Annotated in this window: 13 protein-coding genes, 1 pseudogene and 1 riboswitch; of the genes and pseudogenes, 1 reads left to right on the forward strand and 13 read right to left on the reverse strand. The window is 39.4% G+C overall.

Annotated features, from left to right (window positions below):
* Positions 1–266: 266 nt before the first annotated feature.
* The 6 genes and pseudogenes from B5D59_RS14890 to B5D59_RS14915 all read right to left on the reverse strand — a co-directional run bounded on the left by B5D59_RS14890 (position 267) and on the right by B5D59_RS14915 (position 5,186).
* Positions 267–1,601 (reverse strand): NCS2 family permease, encoded by a 1,335-nt coding sequence (locus B5D59_RS14890; protein WP_040759841.1) that lies wholly within the window; start codon positions 1,599–1,601, stop codon positions 267–269.
* 81 nt (positions 1,602–1,682) lie between these two features.
* A riboswitch (purine riboswitch) is annotated at positions 1,683–1,784 on the reverse strand.
* A gap of 241 nt (positions 1,785–2,025) precedes the next feature.
* Positions 2,026–2,619 (reverse strand): hypothetical protein, encoded by a 594-nt coding sequence (locus B5D59_RS14895; protein ID WP_078818492.1) that lies wholly within the window; start codon positions 2,617–2,619, stop codon positions 2,026–2,028.
* A 142-nt stretch (positions 2,620–2,761) separates the two neighbouring features.
* A pseudogene (locus B5D59_RS14900) lies at positions 2,762–2,845 on the reverse strand (GMP synthase (glutamine-hydrolyzing)); the annotation flags it as partial.
* A gap of 505 nt (positions 2,846–3,350) precedes the next feature.
* Positions 3,351–3,935: a recombinase family protein gene (locus B5D59_RS14905; RefSeq protein WP_078818493.1), complete on the reverse strand. Its 585-nt coding sequence runs from the start codon at positions 3,933–3,935 to the stop codon at positions 3,351–3,353.
* Positions 3,936–4,378: 443 nt separating this feature from the next.
* Positions 4,379–4,867, reverse strand: coding sequence for an SH3 domain-containing protein (locus tag B5D59_RS14910; protein ID WP_078818494.1), 489 nt, complete (start codon positions 4,865–4,867; stop codon positions 4,379–4,381).
* Positions 4,868–4,973: 106 nt separating this feature from the next.
* Positions 4,974–5,186, reverse strand: a complete 213-nt coding sequence (locus tag B5D59_RS14915; protein ID WP_078818495.1) for a hypothetical protein — start codon at positions 5,184–5,186, stop codon at positions 4,974–4,976.
* A 181-nt stretch (positions 5,187–5,367) separates the two neighbouring features.
* On the opposite strand from B5D59_RS14915, the gene B5D59_RS14920 reads away from it, so the two are divergent.
* Entirely contained in the window at positions 5,368–5,625 is a 258-nt protein-coding gene (locus B5D59_RS14920; RefSeq protein WP_245799540.1) for a helix-turn-helix domain-containing protein, read from the forward strand.
* A 188-nt stretch (positions 5,626–5,813) separates the two neighbouring features.
* Here the strand turns inward: B5D59_RS14920 and B5D59_RS14925 are convergent, their stop codons facing one another.
* From B5D59_RS14925 to nadE, 7 genes are all read right to left on the reverse strand, one after another.
* Positions 5,814–7,004: a hypothetical protein gene (locus B5D59_RS14925; RefSeq protein WP_078818496.1), complete on the reverse strand. Its 1,191-nt coding sequence runs from the start codon at positions 7,002–7,004 to the stop codon at positions 5,814–5,816.
* Between the two features lie 582 nt (positions 7,005–7,586).
* Entirely contained in the window at positions 7,587–8,516 is a 930-nt protein-coding gene (locus B5D59_RS14930) for a tyrosine-type recombinase/integrase (protein WP_078818497.1), read from the reverse strand.
* Positions 8,517–8,665: 149 nt separating this feature from the next.
* Complete coding sequence (gene guaA / locus B5D59_RS14935) at positions 8,666–10,219, reverse strand: glutamine-hydrolyzing GMP synthase (protein WP_040759842.1); 1,554 nt, start codon at positions 10,217–10,219, stop codon at positions 8,666–8,668.
* Positions 10,220–10,422: 203 nt separating this feature from the next.
* Positions 10,423–12,588, reverse strand: a complete 2,166-nt coding sequence (locus B5D59_RS14940) for a DUF4129 domain-containing transglutaminase family protein (RefSeq protein ID WP_078818498.1) — start codon at positions 12,586–12,588, stop codon at positions 10,423–10,425.
* Entirely contained in the window at positions 12,585–13,769 is a 1,185-nt protein-coding gene (locus tag B5D59_RS14945; protein ID WP_078818499.1) for a DUF58 domain-containing protein, read from the reverse strand. Before B5D59_RS14945 ends, B5D59_RS14940 begins: the two co-directional genes overlap by 4 nt.
* Positions 13,766–14,713 (reverse strand): AAA family ATPase, encoded by a 948-nt coding sequence (locus tag B5D59_RS14950; protein ID WP_009498647.1) that lies wholly within the window; start codon positions 14,711–14,713, stop codon positions 13,766–13,768. Before B5D59_RS14950 ends, B5D59_RS14945 begins: the two co-directional genes overlap by 4 nt.
* A 256-nt stretch (positions 14,714–14,969) precedes the next feature.
* Positions 14,970–15,794, reverse strand: coding sequence for an ammonia-dependent NAD(+) synthetase (gene nadE / locus B5D59_RS14955; protein WP_078818500.1), 825 nt, complete (start codon positions 15,792–15,794; stop codon positions 14,970–14,972).
* Positions 15,795–15,807: the final 13 nt, after the last annotated feature.

The raw sequence follows: 15,807 nt of genomic DNA on the forward strand, positions 1-15,807 counted from the left end.
AAACGTATAATTCGTTAACGTTTTGCTGTTCAGTTTTCAAGGTTCATCGCAGTCGCTTTCTTGACTGTTCCACTACTATAACAAAGATTTTTAAACACGTCAACACTTTTGGACAACTTTCTTTTAAAAACATGTTTATTTTTAAGTCTCACTGAAAACCTCATACTAAAATAAAGCAAATCTCTACAAACAATCTTATAAAACATCAAAAAAACCGTTCCTCTGTTATCTGTTAATTGAAGGAACGGTTTCTTCATTTGTATTCTCTATTTAATGTATATGAAATACAAAATAAATATCACGAATAACCCATACATTATTGGATGTATCTCTTTTCTCCTGCCGCTAACCAGCATAGTGATCGGATAAAACACGAAACCGATTGCGATACCCGTTGCGATACTATACGTCAAAGGCATAGCGATGATCGTAAAGAATGCAGGAACGGCAATTTCAAAACGAGACCATTCGATGTTCCCTAACGTGGATACCATCAATACGCCTACAATGATTAAAGCTGGTGCAGTGACTGCTGGCGTAATAACTAGTAGCAATGGTGAGAAGAATAAAGCCAATAGAAATAACACCGCGGTAACAATAGAAGCAAAGCCCGTTTTTGCACCTGCTGCGACACCTGCTGTAGACTCAATAAAAGACGTCGTAGTAGATGTTCCCATTACAGCTCCTGTTACCGTCGCTAATGAATCCGAGATCAACGCTTTGCCCGCACGCGGCAAACGATCATTTTTCATTAAACCCGCCTGCGTAGCGACCGCGACTAATGTTCCCGCTGTGTCGAAGAAATCAACAAACAAGAACGTAATGACAATGACCAGGAACTGAGTCGTCATCAATGAAGAAGGTTCATTGATGATGGCATCAAACGCTGCACCAAATGTCGGTGCCACCGAAGGTATTTTATCCACCACTTTGTGAGGTACTTCTATCAAGCTGACAAACATACCTAAGACCGTGGTCATAATCATTCCATAGAAGATAGCACCTTTGATTTTACGTACCATCATAATGATAGTTACTACCAATCCAAAAATCGTTAGCAATGTGGGACCAGCTGATAAATCACCCAATCCAACCAGAGTATTCTCATCAGCTACAATGATTTGGGCGTTCTGCAATCCCAGGAACGTAATGAATAATCCAATCCCAGCACCCACTGCAAATTTCAGTTGGGCAGGAATTGCGTTGATAATCAATTCACGCAGACCTGTTAATGAAAGAACGATGAAAATCAAACCAGAAAACAGAACACCCGTTAAACCTGTTTGCCATGGAATTCCATAAGTTAAAACAACCGTGAAAGCAAAAAACGCATTTAACCCCATACCAGGTGCTAAGCCAATTGGATACTTGGCAATTAACCCCATGAATAATGTTCCGACTGCAGCTGAAAGTGCTGTTGCTACGAACACTGCCCCTTTATCCATTCGCATGGAATCAGGTAGATCGGGTATTACATCCAGCGACAACATAATCGGGTTGACCGCCAAAATATAAGCCATTGCTAAAAATGTAGTGACTCCCCCAATAATCTCCCGACGATAATTGGTACCTAGCTTATCAAACTCAAAATATTTTTTCATTGTGACCTTCCTTATGCTCATTATGTAAAAAAAGAGGCATACGAAATCAGTTCGTATACCTCCAGTCAATCCAATAGAAAAAACTCTTCTATTCAGGATCGTAGTCGAAACATTTACGGTGTTTCGGTAGAGACTTCCAGGCCATATTCCTAGCGTTATACGATCGTATTCAATTGTAATGCAATGCCGGTTTTTATTTCAGCTGCACATTTAGTTATAGACAGTCGGCGACTGCATTTTTTTAATTACAATATAATAAATAATAGCACGATATTGTTAAATATACAAAACAATTTTTGTTCATTAAATACTCCAATTATTTACACGTCAGGAGATATTTTCAGCCTTCCCTGTTATTCCTCAATCGCCGCCATTTTTATAAAACCATCAAGCGGCGGATTGCCCGTTTCATCAAAACAACGGTTTATTCATTAAACATCTTTTCAATCCTGGTGAGCTCTATTTTCTCTTCTTCTTTTCGATAATCGCGATACTCATTTTCTTCAACTATTTGTATCAAACCGTTTTGGAAAAAATGCAATAACCTCACCGCTTCTTTTATGATCTTTGATTTCACATTACTCAATATTTCTCTTTTACTCTTAAATTCGTTTTCATCCCATTCACCTTCATGCTTCAGCTTAGGAATTCCATCAATTCCCGTGATATAACTAAGCCCTAAATACCGCAAAAATGAGTATCCACTGCAATAATCATCATATAACTGTTCTAAGTTTTCTACGATATCTTCTTTTTCATATATGATGTTTTCCAAAAGCGCAATAATCTTCTTCTGTTCAAATTCATCAAAAGGAATTTTCGGCTCAAGCAGCCTGTCTAAATCATTTTTTATATGTTTCTTTCTATAATCCAGATCTAGTAAGTCGAAGTAAAAATCTTCGCCGTAAACAATTTCAATATCTTGTGCTCTATAGAGCCATTCTTCAAACTCTGAAATACTGATGAGTCCTTTATAAATTTTATAAAACTGTTTTTGTATATTCGTTTTACTGTTCACACTTTTAATTTCTCCTCAATTAATGATTACCTCTCACCTATAATGCCCCTGCGCCGATCTATATAAAAACTCCCACTACTTGATATTATCAAATAGAAGGGAGTTCAACTTACCTATAAAAATTTGCATGTGAAGACAAAGATTACTCCCACTCAATCGTGCCAGGTGGTTTTGCCGTAATATCATATACAACACGATTCACTTGGTCAACTTCTGTTGTAATACGGGCTTTTAGCTAGGATTTTTCATCAAATACTTAAACAGGATTTTCTGCTTTATTCGTGCTATTCTCGCCCTCAATTGTAGCAGGTGAACCCCTACTTTACAATATTATTATTTTGAATAACGAACAAGTTCCGTCATAACGTCTCGTTTTAGAGGTCAATTCCCATGCGTGTGAGAGGACGGACTTCAGCACAGACACCCATTGGTCGAATATCGGGAACGGAGGGGCTATCCCCTTACAAGGCTCTGTAACACGCTCTAGACCTCCGCCCCCCTAATCATTGATTTGTATTTCAAAGACACACCACAACGTTCCTACGGCTCTGTAAATGACTCTTCCTCTGTTGCCGGCTACTGATTAAAACACTGATTTTACAGGCATATCTGGAATAATTGGATAAGGGAAAAAGCCTTATAGAATACTGATTTTCTTATCCATTTACCTAAGCGTAACCTTATTAAAATAATGCCAAATCATAATGGCTTCTGCTGATTCTTACATATACTTATTTGTTGTCCTGCGCTTTGCGTTTCTTTGCTTCACGTTTCAAGGTACTCATGCTGATTTCTGTACCTCTACGATTCATTTCTTTTTCTGTTTGTGCAAATGACATTGTTTCAAGTAGCTTCATAGCTTCATCGAGTTGGTATTGGTTGTATTTTTTCGGTCTACCTTCACGATAGTTAGGGTTCTGTCTTGCAATTGCCTTGCCTTCCTGTGTGCGCTCAACAATCATGTCACGCTCAAATTCAGCAAAAGCAAAGAAAATAGTACGAATAAGTTTTGAAGTCGGTTTGTTATCCATAATCCCCATGTTCAAGATATTCACTCTCACGCCTTTTTCAATTAACGTTTTTACCAAATCACTTCCTTGAGTAGCGGAACGTGCTATACGGTCTAATTTAGTAACCATAAGCGTGTCATCTTCCTCAAGTAGCTCCAAAAGCTTGTTTAATTGTGGTCTATCAGTTTGTGTCCCTGTGAACTTCTCTTGAAAGATTTCTGTTGCGCCTTCTTTTTCCAATGCTTGAATCTGTGCTTCAAGGTCTTGACCAATCGTTGATACCCTCGCATATCCATATACTGTCATTTTAATTCCTCTTTCCGTGTTCACTTATGACACCAAGTGATGACACCAATCGATACCTTGATACTACTGCATCGCACTTTCGGTGTCAATACTCAAAAATTACAACACCATTCCTATGAGATGAGGTTATCGTTGTAAACTATGTTTCTTTGTGAAAAAATTCGCCCATAATCACTAGAGTTAAGTGATGATACATTTTGACCTATTTACCGCCACTTTATGTCCATTCGATCTGGTAGCGGAATCTATATAGGTTTTAATTGTAATTCATGATGAGTTAGCGATAATTACAAGCGACCGCCACTAGACGCTATCGTATCGCCTGCTATAACAGACAAGCATTTTTGTTACTAATACGCATAGAAAAAGGTAGAGCTGTTGTACACTCTACCTTGGGTTCAGTTAGTTAAAATATGAGATAAAGAACTTGTTCTTTGAATCTTTCATCTTCCGATTGATTTTTCTAACTCTTTGATTTTTTGGTTGTTTAAATCAATCAATTTTTGAATTATTTTATTTTCCTCATTGAGAGCATCACGATATTCTTGAGAATAAGTAGGATATTTTTTCTGCTTAGCTCGAATCTCTATTAAAGCATTTTTAAGTTCTTTTTCTGCCAATGTGCTTTTGGGTATTTTTTTTGCAGTAGAACTTGATTTAGCCACTAAATAAGAATCCTTTGTATAACCCCTATAGTTTCCTTGTTTAATATGTGACCAACCATTTTTATCTGTTGAATAGACAAAAACTTTTGAGCCTTTCTTCAACATGGTTACTTTAGCGCCTTTTGAGTTTGGTTCTACTCTCAATATCAAGTCACCCTTAGAAGTTACATACTTATTTTGTCCAACACTAGAAGCCTCTACTTGAGAAACCTCTCCAACAAAAAGAACTAAAAAAAATAAAACAACAATAAACCTTTTAGCTTTCATTTTCACTACATCTCCCTCTATAAATCTTGATATCAATGGTTTCACATATTTTCAAGTATTAAAAAAATCCCTCTAACAAGAATGTTCCTTTTTCGAATATTGTAATCTATTCATTTTCTATAATCCAATCCAATTTCATTTCAGCATCATCATAATCCACTTTCCCATCAAAATTCCAATCATTCGGGTCATAGCTATCACTTTCACTAGTTGCCAAAGAATATATAATAAAACCAATAATAATAACGAACAGTAAGGCACCGCAACCTATTCGTTCGTTTCTTTCACGTTGTTCCTCTTGACTTTGATTTTCACTCAAAAACTTAACCTCCTTACCCTCCATTGTAATTAAGTAAGTACTATAGTCTACAATACCATCTTACTACATTTATAACTATATTAGTATATAAAATTGAAGTTCATTAACTTTTGTAGACTATGGTACGTGGATTGAAACGCTAAACACCATTGTAATTGAGTTAAAAAGGAGATTTTTTCTCTTGACTGAAATCGAAAATATTACAATTGGCTCGGTGTTAAAAAGAATGCGTAAATCATTGAAGTATTCACAGGAAGAATTGGCTTTTAAAAGCGGTCTCGATAGAACCTATATAAGCATGTTGGAAAGAAACGTAAAACAACCGACAATCACAACTATTTTTTTATTATCAGACGCAATGAATATGAAGCCATCTGAATTTGTTCAGTTATTGGAGGTTGAATTTGAAGGATATATCATTAAACGCACTACGATATAACTACTTCTAATTCCCCCAATGCACCACTACCGACATATTCCAATTTAACATCATATGGCATTAATAGCCCCATCTACTCTATCCATCACCACGGTACGATTCATGCGTCTGCCCCGTGGCTTTGGATTGGTAATAAAGATTGAACAAAAGAAAAAGCACACCACGTAATCACGGCATGCTAATTTGCTTTAAAATGGCATCTGTTCTTCAATCTCCTCCTCACTATAAGGAGAAATTGAGATTAAACCAACAACCTTCTTTTCTTCCTCTGTAAGCAAATCTTCATGAAAAGTAACTTGCCCAAACCCATCTGAATATCTATCAAAATATTCAATACACCAAGTTGGAAGCTCTACCCCAAAGGTTTCAATCACTTTGGCAAGAATAAAACTTCTATACCGTTCAAAGAAGCTACCGCCCAATGTTGCCGAAGCTTCAATGTAATCCTTCTTTACACGCTTCAAGAGAATATCTGAATATATCTGTTTAGACATTTGGAGGGGGACTTGAATACTCTCTTTGTCGAGAATACGAATAACATTTTTCTTATAGACGAGAATGTCACACTTCTTTTCCATATGCTCCAAAAAGTCTCTTTCTTTTTCCTTGCGAAAACGCTTTTCCTTGGCTCTCATCTTCTGAAATGCGTTCAATGTGTATCTAGTCTTATTCCAATAGTTAAACTCATCAATTTCAAACTCTATCTGTGCCTTCATAGCAGTATAACCAAATTCATCAACTTCATTGTTCCCTGTTTTATCTGAAACAAAGTAACGATGTGATAAAACTATTCTGTCACTTTTCTCAAGCGCATTTAAAGAACTTGTCAAAATATTCCGGTTCGTATCTCTAATATAAGCACGAATATATTCAGTAATTGAATGTGCATAGACTAGCTTTGATTCTCCAAAAATATGCTCATTGATGATTTTCAATATTTCTTTGTGTTCAATTCCATTTGGATTTATCAAAGCATAGTGTTGAATAAGCTCTGTTGTTGTAATTTCAACAGTGTCTTTTTCATAATTCCAATATTTTGGTTCTAACTTGATAATGGTTCTAAAGATATGCTCATCAAGAACCTTCCTATCATCTTCCCTGACAGCTCCATTGCTTCTTCGACCATCCAAGCGCTTTGCTCGTTCACTCCGTTTCTCTCCCAAAACGAACCTACGCTTTTTACCCTTTAAAATCTCACCTTCTTTATCCTTTTTAAACTCACACGTTACATGAATTGTCAGAATGTCTTTTATCAAGGCTTCCAGAACGCTTGAATTATCAATTCTCTGTCTACGTTCATAGCTTTGTAACCTTTTCTCTGCTCCCTCAATACCTTCATCAATACAGTATTGAATAGCTTCTAATGTTGTTAATTCCAATATTATCTGCTCCTTTTTTCTAATAGTCATTCTGCGAGACATTCAACTACTAAATAGATTATTTAATATTAGTAATTGATTATCTCGCTATTTAACTAGGCACAAAAGATTCATTGGAAATATTCAAACCTTTAAATTACAAGCTGTAAGTGCCTAAACTATTGCCACACAAAATAACTAGAGTTGGGAAGTACCTTTCAAAAAGAAAGGCACTTTAGCAAAAGCAAATTATCCCCCTAAATATGTTGTACGTATTTTAGACGAAATCTAAGTTACTTCTTCTGCTACTGCTTCACATTCAGCTTTTTCTTTCTTTCACGCTATGCTCGTACTCTAGACGTTTCGTAATGTAATCTTCGTAATCAATATTATACATTGAAGTCACCATAAAAACAACAATTTTATATTACTTTGGAACTAGTGTAGACAACACTTATCAATAAATATTGATTATAATCGACTAGCTTCGTCTATATTACTCAAGTAAAACTTCTTAACAAACAAAAACATACTAAGCAATTATAAATAGTGTGTTTAACGAATATCACAAGACCAAAAGTTCATCGGTTATTATACGCTTTCTTAAATACCAATATCATTCAACGGACTATGCAATCGACCAATTTCGAGTATGCTTTCCTGCTCTAACCCTCTCAGGTATTTCGCTGTTTCTTGAGTATCAAAATGCCCTAATAAACGACTCAAACTATACACGTCAATGCCATTCCTTAGTTGCTTTTGTGCAAAATAGTGCCTGCAATCATGCGGTGAACATCGGACTTCCTCACGTATTCCAACATTGGCGCAATGCTCTTTTAAAATCTTATTGATACGTGAACGGTACAACTGTGTGGCGGATTGGTTTAAGAAATAAAAGTCCTCCACATCATCAACCTGCCTGTGCTTAAAACGCTCCTGCTTCGCTTCCTCATACTTCCGCATGTATTTCCTCATCGTCTTGCTAATGTACACTAGGCGTTGTTTAGAACCCTTTCCATGAATCAGTATGTGGCGCATTGAAATGTCGGCTTTCTTAATGCCACATAGTTCGCTGACTCGTACTCCTGTGTCAAAGAGCATAATTAGAATAAGCTTGTCACGTATATTAGAGTACGTTTCCTCTTTAACATCACCAATAATGCGTTTCACCTCTTCATCATTGAATGTCATAATGACACGCTTTTCTTCCTTCATGCTCTTGATTCGTCTCAAAGGATTGTCCTTCTCCTCAAGATATTCTTCATCAATCAAGTAATTGAAGAACACTTTCAAAGTCGCTAGGTTGTTGTTGAGCGTGATGGGCTTCTCATTGCCTAACTTTTGGCGGTGCTGAATGTACTTTTTAATATGCTTTGGCTGAACCTGCTCAACATCCTGTATTTCAAACTTCTCCTTCATAAAATTTTTCCATCGTTTCAACCGCCACACACACATCTCAACATACTTCGGTTTACGACCAATGATTTCTTGATTCAACTTAAAATCATCAATTAGCTCCATAATTCTAGTCACAAAAAAGACCTCCCTTTCATCATGATTAACATGAATAAAGGAAAGTCCTATTTTACAACGCAATCGTTGCAGGTAAATGAATTTAAACCCTATCACAAGTACTGTAAGCCCTTGATACGACTACTCTCACAGACGTTTACAAGACAAAATTACTCCCACTCAATCGTGCCAGGTGGTTTTGCCGTAATATCATATACAACACGATTCACTTGGTCAACTTCTGTTGTAATACGCGTACTGATTTTTTCCAATACATCCCAAGGTATACGTGCCCAGTCGGCCGTCATACCATCAACCGAATGAACTGCGCGAATACCAACTGCATAGTCGTAAGAACGCTTTTCGTTACGAACGCCGACACTTCGAATATTCGGAAGGACTGCGAAGTATTGCCAGATTGAACGGTCGAGTCCTGCTTTTGCAATTTCATCACGCAAAATCCAGTCTGCATCGCGAACAATCTCAAGCTTGTCCTCTGTAATTTCTCCAAGTACACGAACTCCTAGTCCAGGGCCCGGGAATGGTTGGCGATGAACGATTTCATCCGGCAAACCAAGCTCTGCACCAACCGCGCGAACTTCATCTTTAAATAGCGCACGGAGAGGTTCGATTAATTCAAAATCCATATCTTCCGGTAATCCACCGACATTATGATGTGATTTGATTGTAGCGGAAGTTGCTGTACCGCTTTCGATGATATCTGCATAAATTGTTCCTTGTGCCAGGAACTTAATGCCGTCCAATTTTGCGGATTCTTCATCGAAGACATAAATGAATTCATTGCCGATAATTTTACGCTTTTGCTCAGGGTCCGTAATGCCCTCAAGTTTGTCCAAGAATCGTTTGCGTGCATCCACTTTAATGAAATGCATGCTGAATTGTTCACTAAATGTCTTTACAACACTTTCAACTTCGCCTTTACGGAGTAGTCCATGGTCGACGAAAATACAAGTTAGCTGATCCCCAATTGCACGGTCGATCAAAGCCGCTACTACTGATGAATCAACTCCGCCGCTTAATGCGCAAAGCACTTTACGATCTCCAACAGTCGAGCGGATTTTTTCCACTTCAATTTCAATGAACCGTTCCATTGTCCAATCGCCTTTTGCTTTACAAATATCAAATACAAAATGACGCAACACTTCTTTGCCTTGTTCTGAGTGGTGAACCTCAGGATGGAATTGAACTCCATAGACCTGTTGCTCGTCGTTTGAAATCGCTGCAATATTACCAGCAGAATCTTTTGCGGACGCAGTGAATCCTTCGGGTAATTGCGCAACATGAGCGCTTTGCCCCATCCAGACGCTTTGCTTCTCTGTTTGCCCAGCAAACAATGTAGATGTGGTATCTGCCGTAATGGACTCTTGTCGGTAAGTGCGATCTGCCAGCTTTTCCAATGTACCGCCAAAATGATTCACGATTAGCTGAGTCCCATAATTGACGCCTAAGACAGGAATACCTAATGTGAAGATTTCTGGATTGATATCATAAGCAGCAGAATCCCCAACGGAAGATGTTCCACCAGAAAGGACAATACCAACCGGATTCATTTTCTTCAATTCATCAACAGTCGTTGTATGTGCATGAAGCTCACTATACACACCGAATTCACGGATCGTACGCGTGAGAAGCTGATTATACTGACTGCCGTAATCGAGTACCACAATTTTTTCTTGTTCGACTAACAAAGGAGCGTTTGACAACTGATCCACCTCTTCCAATTTAATAGTGCCGATTCATGCCTCAATCACAAAAGACGCGTAAGAAAGTAACTTTCCACGCGCCTTTTCCGCCAAAGAATACATATAACGTAATACAATGGCAGTCAACGTTCGTTATAGCAAGATATATGAGGTCATATCAAGCATTCATTCGCTACATATTTTACGCATGTTTTTTAAAAAAATCAACAAGTTGAACTAATGATTAAATCTTCCCACACTTCATTTAATTTAATCCAATCCTGCGACGTCCGATCATTTCCGTAAATTGCCTTTTCATACGCATCTGTCAGCATATGCATACGTTCGCCACCGTATTGTTCATCAACTAGTATGGCGTATTGAGAGAGTGTCATTCCTGGCTCTTTCGGCAAGCCAGCGCGTGATAATTGTTTTACTAGTTGGATGTACTGCTGTTCGAATTTCTGCCAGCCATCCGGTCGCTTTCGAAGTTGCTTCACTCGCCATTTCGGCAGCCAGCTTCTTCGCTTTTGATAAGCAAATACTATACCGCCAACTAATAAAAGTACAAGTACTGCATACAACCACCATTGAGTGAAGAACCATATGAATTGTCCTTTCAACTTGCTGAACATCGATGGTGTTGTGTTCTTCTTTTTCTGTTGCTGTTCTTTTTCTACTTGTTCTTTTTCTGGTTTCTTCTTAATTTGCTCTTCTTCATCTTTAGTTACGACGTCAAATTTTATTTCAGTCGGATGGGTAAATCCTATTGTCGGCTCAAAGGGCATCCATCCGACATCTGGAATATACGCCTCTACCCACGAATGAGCCTCATCATTCGTCACGCGATAGACAGTTTTTCCCGACGCTTTATACGAAAGCTCACCTGGTGCAAAGCCTTTCACCCAACGTGTCGGAATCCCTGCTGAACGCAACATTACAGCCATAGATGTTGAAAAATTATCACAGTACCCTTTTTTCGTATCGAATAAAAATTGGTCTACATAATCCTGATTGGGACTTGGATATGCTACATTCTGTGTCTCATAAGTAAAGCCATTCCTTTTAAAATACTGTTCCACCGCTTTGGCTTTATCATACACACTCGTTTCCTTCTCCGTAATAGACAAAGCCAAATCTTTTACACGTTTTGGCAATTCGTCAGGAAGTTGCATATAGCTATTCAAATTTTCCGGCGCAGCTTCATACGCGATCATTTCAGTTTTCTTTAAAGTAGACATGGAATACTTAGGTGTTACGTACTCCACTTCATAATTATCCAATTCTTCTTGGACACCCATCAGCATATACAAACGGTTTGCATCTATTTCGTGCATGATGGAAAGCGACTCTGGATAGAAAAACTTTTGCGTACCGTAAGGCGAAACCAAGAACGGCAAATGCTCTGAGAATTGTAATTTCGCGTAGGACGGCTCTGCATCTTCTGATTCCCATAAATCTTCATTTGTATGCAAGATTTCAGAATCGGACTCTTGATTTTGTACCCAACCTTTAGACGTGTACGTATCCTTGGTCTCAATTCGCCAATACTGTCGTTTTTGCACATCCGCCTCAAATACCAACTGATGGTCTTGGACGAAAGCTCCGCCCAATTGTGAATCGTCCGGGTCATAGCCGGCCTTTGAAACACCTTCGCCATCCTTATTCCCTGACATATCACTCATCGATAATAAAAAGGGCACGGGATCAGGCCAAGCGGGCGGGTGAACAGGGGCATTCTTCGATAGCAAACCAACAGAAGCAACGAGTAGTAACAACGGTAATGACAACAGCAACAATCGTTTCGGACGAATCGGAATTCGTTCTTTTCCTGTCAATTTAATGAGTGTTAAATAGCCAACAATCAACAGTCCCACCATCATAATCCGAACGATGGAAGCGGATGCATCATATGAACTGAACGTATCGAGCAGCGCGATAAACACAACCGTGATCGCAAAAAACATCATCATGCTATTGCGCACTTCTATCCAATGTCGTATTAAATACGAAATCATCCAAATTAATGTATATAGTAAAACAGTGCGAAATAGATTCGACAGCTCGCCTATATCGCCTTGGAATAAAAACATCAAATTCTGTTTAAGATCTATGAAAATAAGGCCGATCGACTCCATAGAGTAAAACAGTTGATCAAAATATATGTAGTGGAGTGTCCACAGTATATAAAGGAGTTGTAATGGAGCATTTAGCCACCAAGGCACGTCGAATAAAGCTAAGACAAAGAATAATAGTAAATAAATAAGGAAAAGAGAAGGATAACCGAAGTCGGTCAACTCCATGATCGGTATAAACCATTCCCAAAGCATTACAATGCTCAACGCGTATAAAAATACGAGTACCTTCCAGTTCAAATTGTTTTTTTTCAAGATGTCACCGCCTCTTTCAGCGCAGATGAAACATTCGTTTTACTGATAATCTGAACCGTAATTCCCAGTCGTCTGACCTGCTCAATTATCACTTGAAGATTTTCCGATTCATCGTTCTGGGTTACAAAGCACACAACGGAAGCAGGATTCGGGCAGAACTGAAGAACACTATGGATAAACTCCATTCGCAAATTCCCTGTAATGACCAGCAACTTACTACTCGCATCCATTTTCTGTAATGGCATTGAAACGCTCCCCGTCCCATCTGATTGGATCTTCGCCAAATGAACGAGTGCTTGCTGCATTTGATCGCCCGATTGAATCGCCGGAAATACCGCAGGCCGATCCCCGCTAATCATCAAAGTAAGCATAGCTTGATGATTTCTGGCTGCGGTTAGGATGGAAGCTGCGAGTTCCACTGTGTCCTCAAACGTTTCCGAAGAAGAACTGTCCAGTAACACTGTATACTGTTCAGAGTGCTGTTCGTCGAATTCTTTCGTCATAAGTTTATTCGTACGCGCAAATGATTTCCAATGAATCCAAGACATCCGATCACCTGCAGCATATTCTCGGACGCTTGACGGTATAGTCGCATCTTTTGCCAGCATGTAGGCAGACATCTTCTGTCCTTCACTTGTTCGTGAATTCGCTGATTCATACAGCACATCGGTCATTTTCGGGTACACCAGAAATGAATCTTGGAGCGCATAGACGCGTCGCTTTCGAATCCAATTAAAAAAGTCCACCACTTCAATTTCCACAGCTTTCAACCGATATTCGCCACGCTGAATATTCGTCAGAGTATATGAATATTCGTACCGTCTTCGAAAGCCCCACAACACGATTTGCTGTACTGTCCGTTCCTTGTTGGCATGCTCTCTTTTATCTATAATTACTGTATACAACAAAGGCATCGGCAACTTTCGTTCAATAATCAAACGAACGATTACCCGTCCCCCGCGTGTCAATTGTTCAGCTGAAATCTTCCGTTTCACAGTGAAATCTCGTAACGGATAAAAATAAAGCAGGATAGAATACAATACAAATGGCAACAGCATATAGAAGATAAACCAACTGACGAATCCACCTTGAAATTTCGCAAAAATATAGGACGCTACACCAATCCCAACAACTCCGACAATACTACCAATCGATTTTAAGCGCTTAATCAGTTGCTTCATACAGAAGTTGGCCGCTGAACTGGCACTTCCAAACGAGATAAAACCTGTCGGATGAGCTCACTTGGGTCCATTCCTTTATATTTAGCTTCTGGCTTTAAAATCAAGCGGTGTGAAAATGCGTAGGGAGCTAGAAACTGCACATCATCCGGTAAGACAAATGAACGACCTTTAATAAATGCATATGCTTGACAGGCTTTCATGAGTGCGAGAGACCCCCGTGGACTTACGCCTAACGACACAGATTCATGATGACGCGTCGCTTCAGCACAATCTACTATGTAGGAAACAACCGTATTGTCTACAACGACTTCTTGGACTTTCTGCTGCAATTCCAATAACTCTTCTATCGTCACAATAGGTCCTATCTGCTCAATCGGTGTTTGCTGCTCTGCCCGCTTTAAAATATCCATTTCTTGTTGCTTTGATGGATAGCCCATTTTCAATTTGAAAATAAAACGGTCCAGTTGAGCTTCCGGTAACGGATACGTCCCTTCATATTCAATTGGATTTTGCGTAGCCATTACGAAAAATGGTTTAGGAAGTTGAATCGTCGTGCCATCTACAGTAATCGATGCCTCTTCCATGCCTTCCAATAAAGCTGCTTGTGTTTTCGGTGATGTCCGATTAATCTCATCCGCCAACACAATATTGCCAATCAGTGGGCCAGGTCGAAATTCGAACTGCATCGTTTGCGGATTATAAATCGAAACCCCCGAAACATCGGACGGCAATAAATCGGGCGTAAATTGTATTCGTTTAAATTGTGCACCAATCGATGTTGCAAGCGCTCTCACTAACATGGTTTTTCCAACGCCCGGCACATCCTCAAGCAGCACATGGCCACCCGCCAGCAATGCCGTAATACTTAACTCCGCAACTTCTCGTTTGCCGACAATGACTTTCTCTATATTCCCCAGTACTTGTTCGATCCACTGTGAATGCATATCGTTTCCCCCTCAATTCACTAACTCATCCCATTTATCTTTATTCAGCAGGTGTTCAAACACCCGCTGAATGAGGATAATACCTTCGGCGGATGTCACAGATTCTGAAAGGAGTGAATCGGACATGCTCGATTCAAAATCTGGACGCAATTACGCCGAGGCGTAATTGATCTGTATTAAACTATCATACCTGAAACTATTAGGTCCGACAAACAGAAAAACTGCCGCCTTCTGTTAAACAAAAGGCAGGCAGTTCTTATTTCCAAAAGTCATCGAATACTGTAATCGGTAAGTGTCGTTTGTGAGCAGACCGCAAATAATGCCCTTCTATTCGCTCGCGTGCCTCATCAGAGACTTCTTTACCTTCCAAATAGTCGTCAATTTCATCATACGTCACACCCAGTGCAATTTCATCGGGTATAGCCGGTTTATTCCCCTCGAGGTCAGCAGTCGGGATTTTATTGTACAAGTGCGGCGGACAATCCAGCGCCTGCAACAGCTGTCTTCCCTGACGTTTATTCAGGCGATAGATCGGCATAAGATCCGCCGCACCATCCCCGAACTTCGTGTAAAAACCTGTAATTGCTTCTGCGGCGTGATCCGTTCCAAGAACAACGGCATGATGAACTGCTGCCACTGAAAATTGGACTTTCATTCGTTCACGGGCCTTTTCATTCCCTTTATCGAAGTCCGTAAGATGCAGGCCCGCATTGGCAAGGGCGCGCTCACTGGCATCTACCGCTTCTTTTATATTCACGGAATAGACGATCGATGGCTGGATGAAATTTAACGCATCCTGACAGTCATCTTCGTCAAACTGGACACCATATGGCAAGCGAACCGCATAGAAGCGATAGTCTTCTTTACCCGCTTCTTCATTCAACTCGTTTATTGCCATTTGTGCAAGCATGCCGACTAACGTTGAATCTTGACCGCCCGAAATCCCTAAAGTAAAGCCTTGCAAAAATGTATTCTTCTTCAAATAAGCTTTTAAAAATTCAATGGAAGTCCGGATCTCTTGCTGCGGATCGATTTCCGGCTTCACTTTTAGTGCTTGGATAATTTCTTGCTGCAATGTCAACGCTCCCACTCCT

Source organism: Sporosarcina newyorkensis (assembly GCF_900167515.1).
In the GTDB taxonomy this organism is placed as follows: Bacteria; Bacillota; Bacilli; order Bacillales_A; family Planococcaceae; genus Sporosarcina; species Sporosarcina newyorkensis.

Excerpts from the sequence above, each read along its gene's own strand:
- B5D59_RS14910 (WP_078818494.1), bottom strand. The coding sequence starts at position 4,867 with ATGAAAGCTAAAAGGTTTATTGTTGTTTTATTTTTTTTAGTTCTTTTT.
- B5D59_RS14950 (WP_009498647.1), bottom strand. The coding sequence starts at position 14,713 with ATGCATTCACAGTGGATCGAACAAGTACTGGGGAATATAGAGAAAGTC.
- B5D59_RS14905 (WP_078818493.1), bottom strand. The coding sequence starts at position 3,935 with ATGACAGTATATGGATATGCGAGGGTATCAACGATTGGTCAAGACCTT.
- B5D59_RS14945 (WP_078818499.1), bottom strand. The coding sequence starts at position 13,769 with ATGAAGCAACTGATTAAGCGCTTAAAATCGATTGGTAGTATTGTCGGA.
- B5D59_RS14890 (WP_040759841.1), bottom strand. The coding sequence starts at position 1,601 with ATGAAAAAATATTTTGAGTTTGATAAGCTAGGTACCAATTATCGTCGG.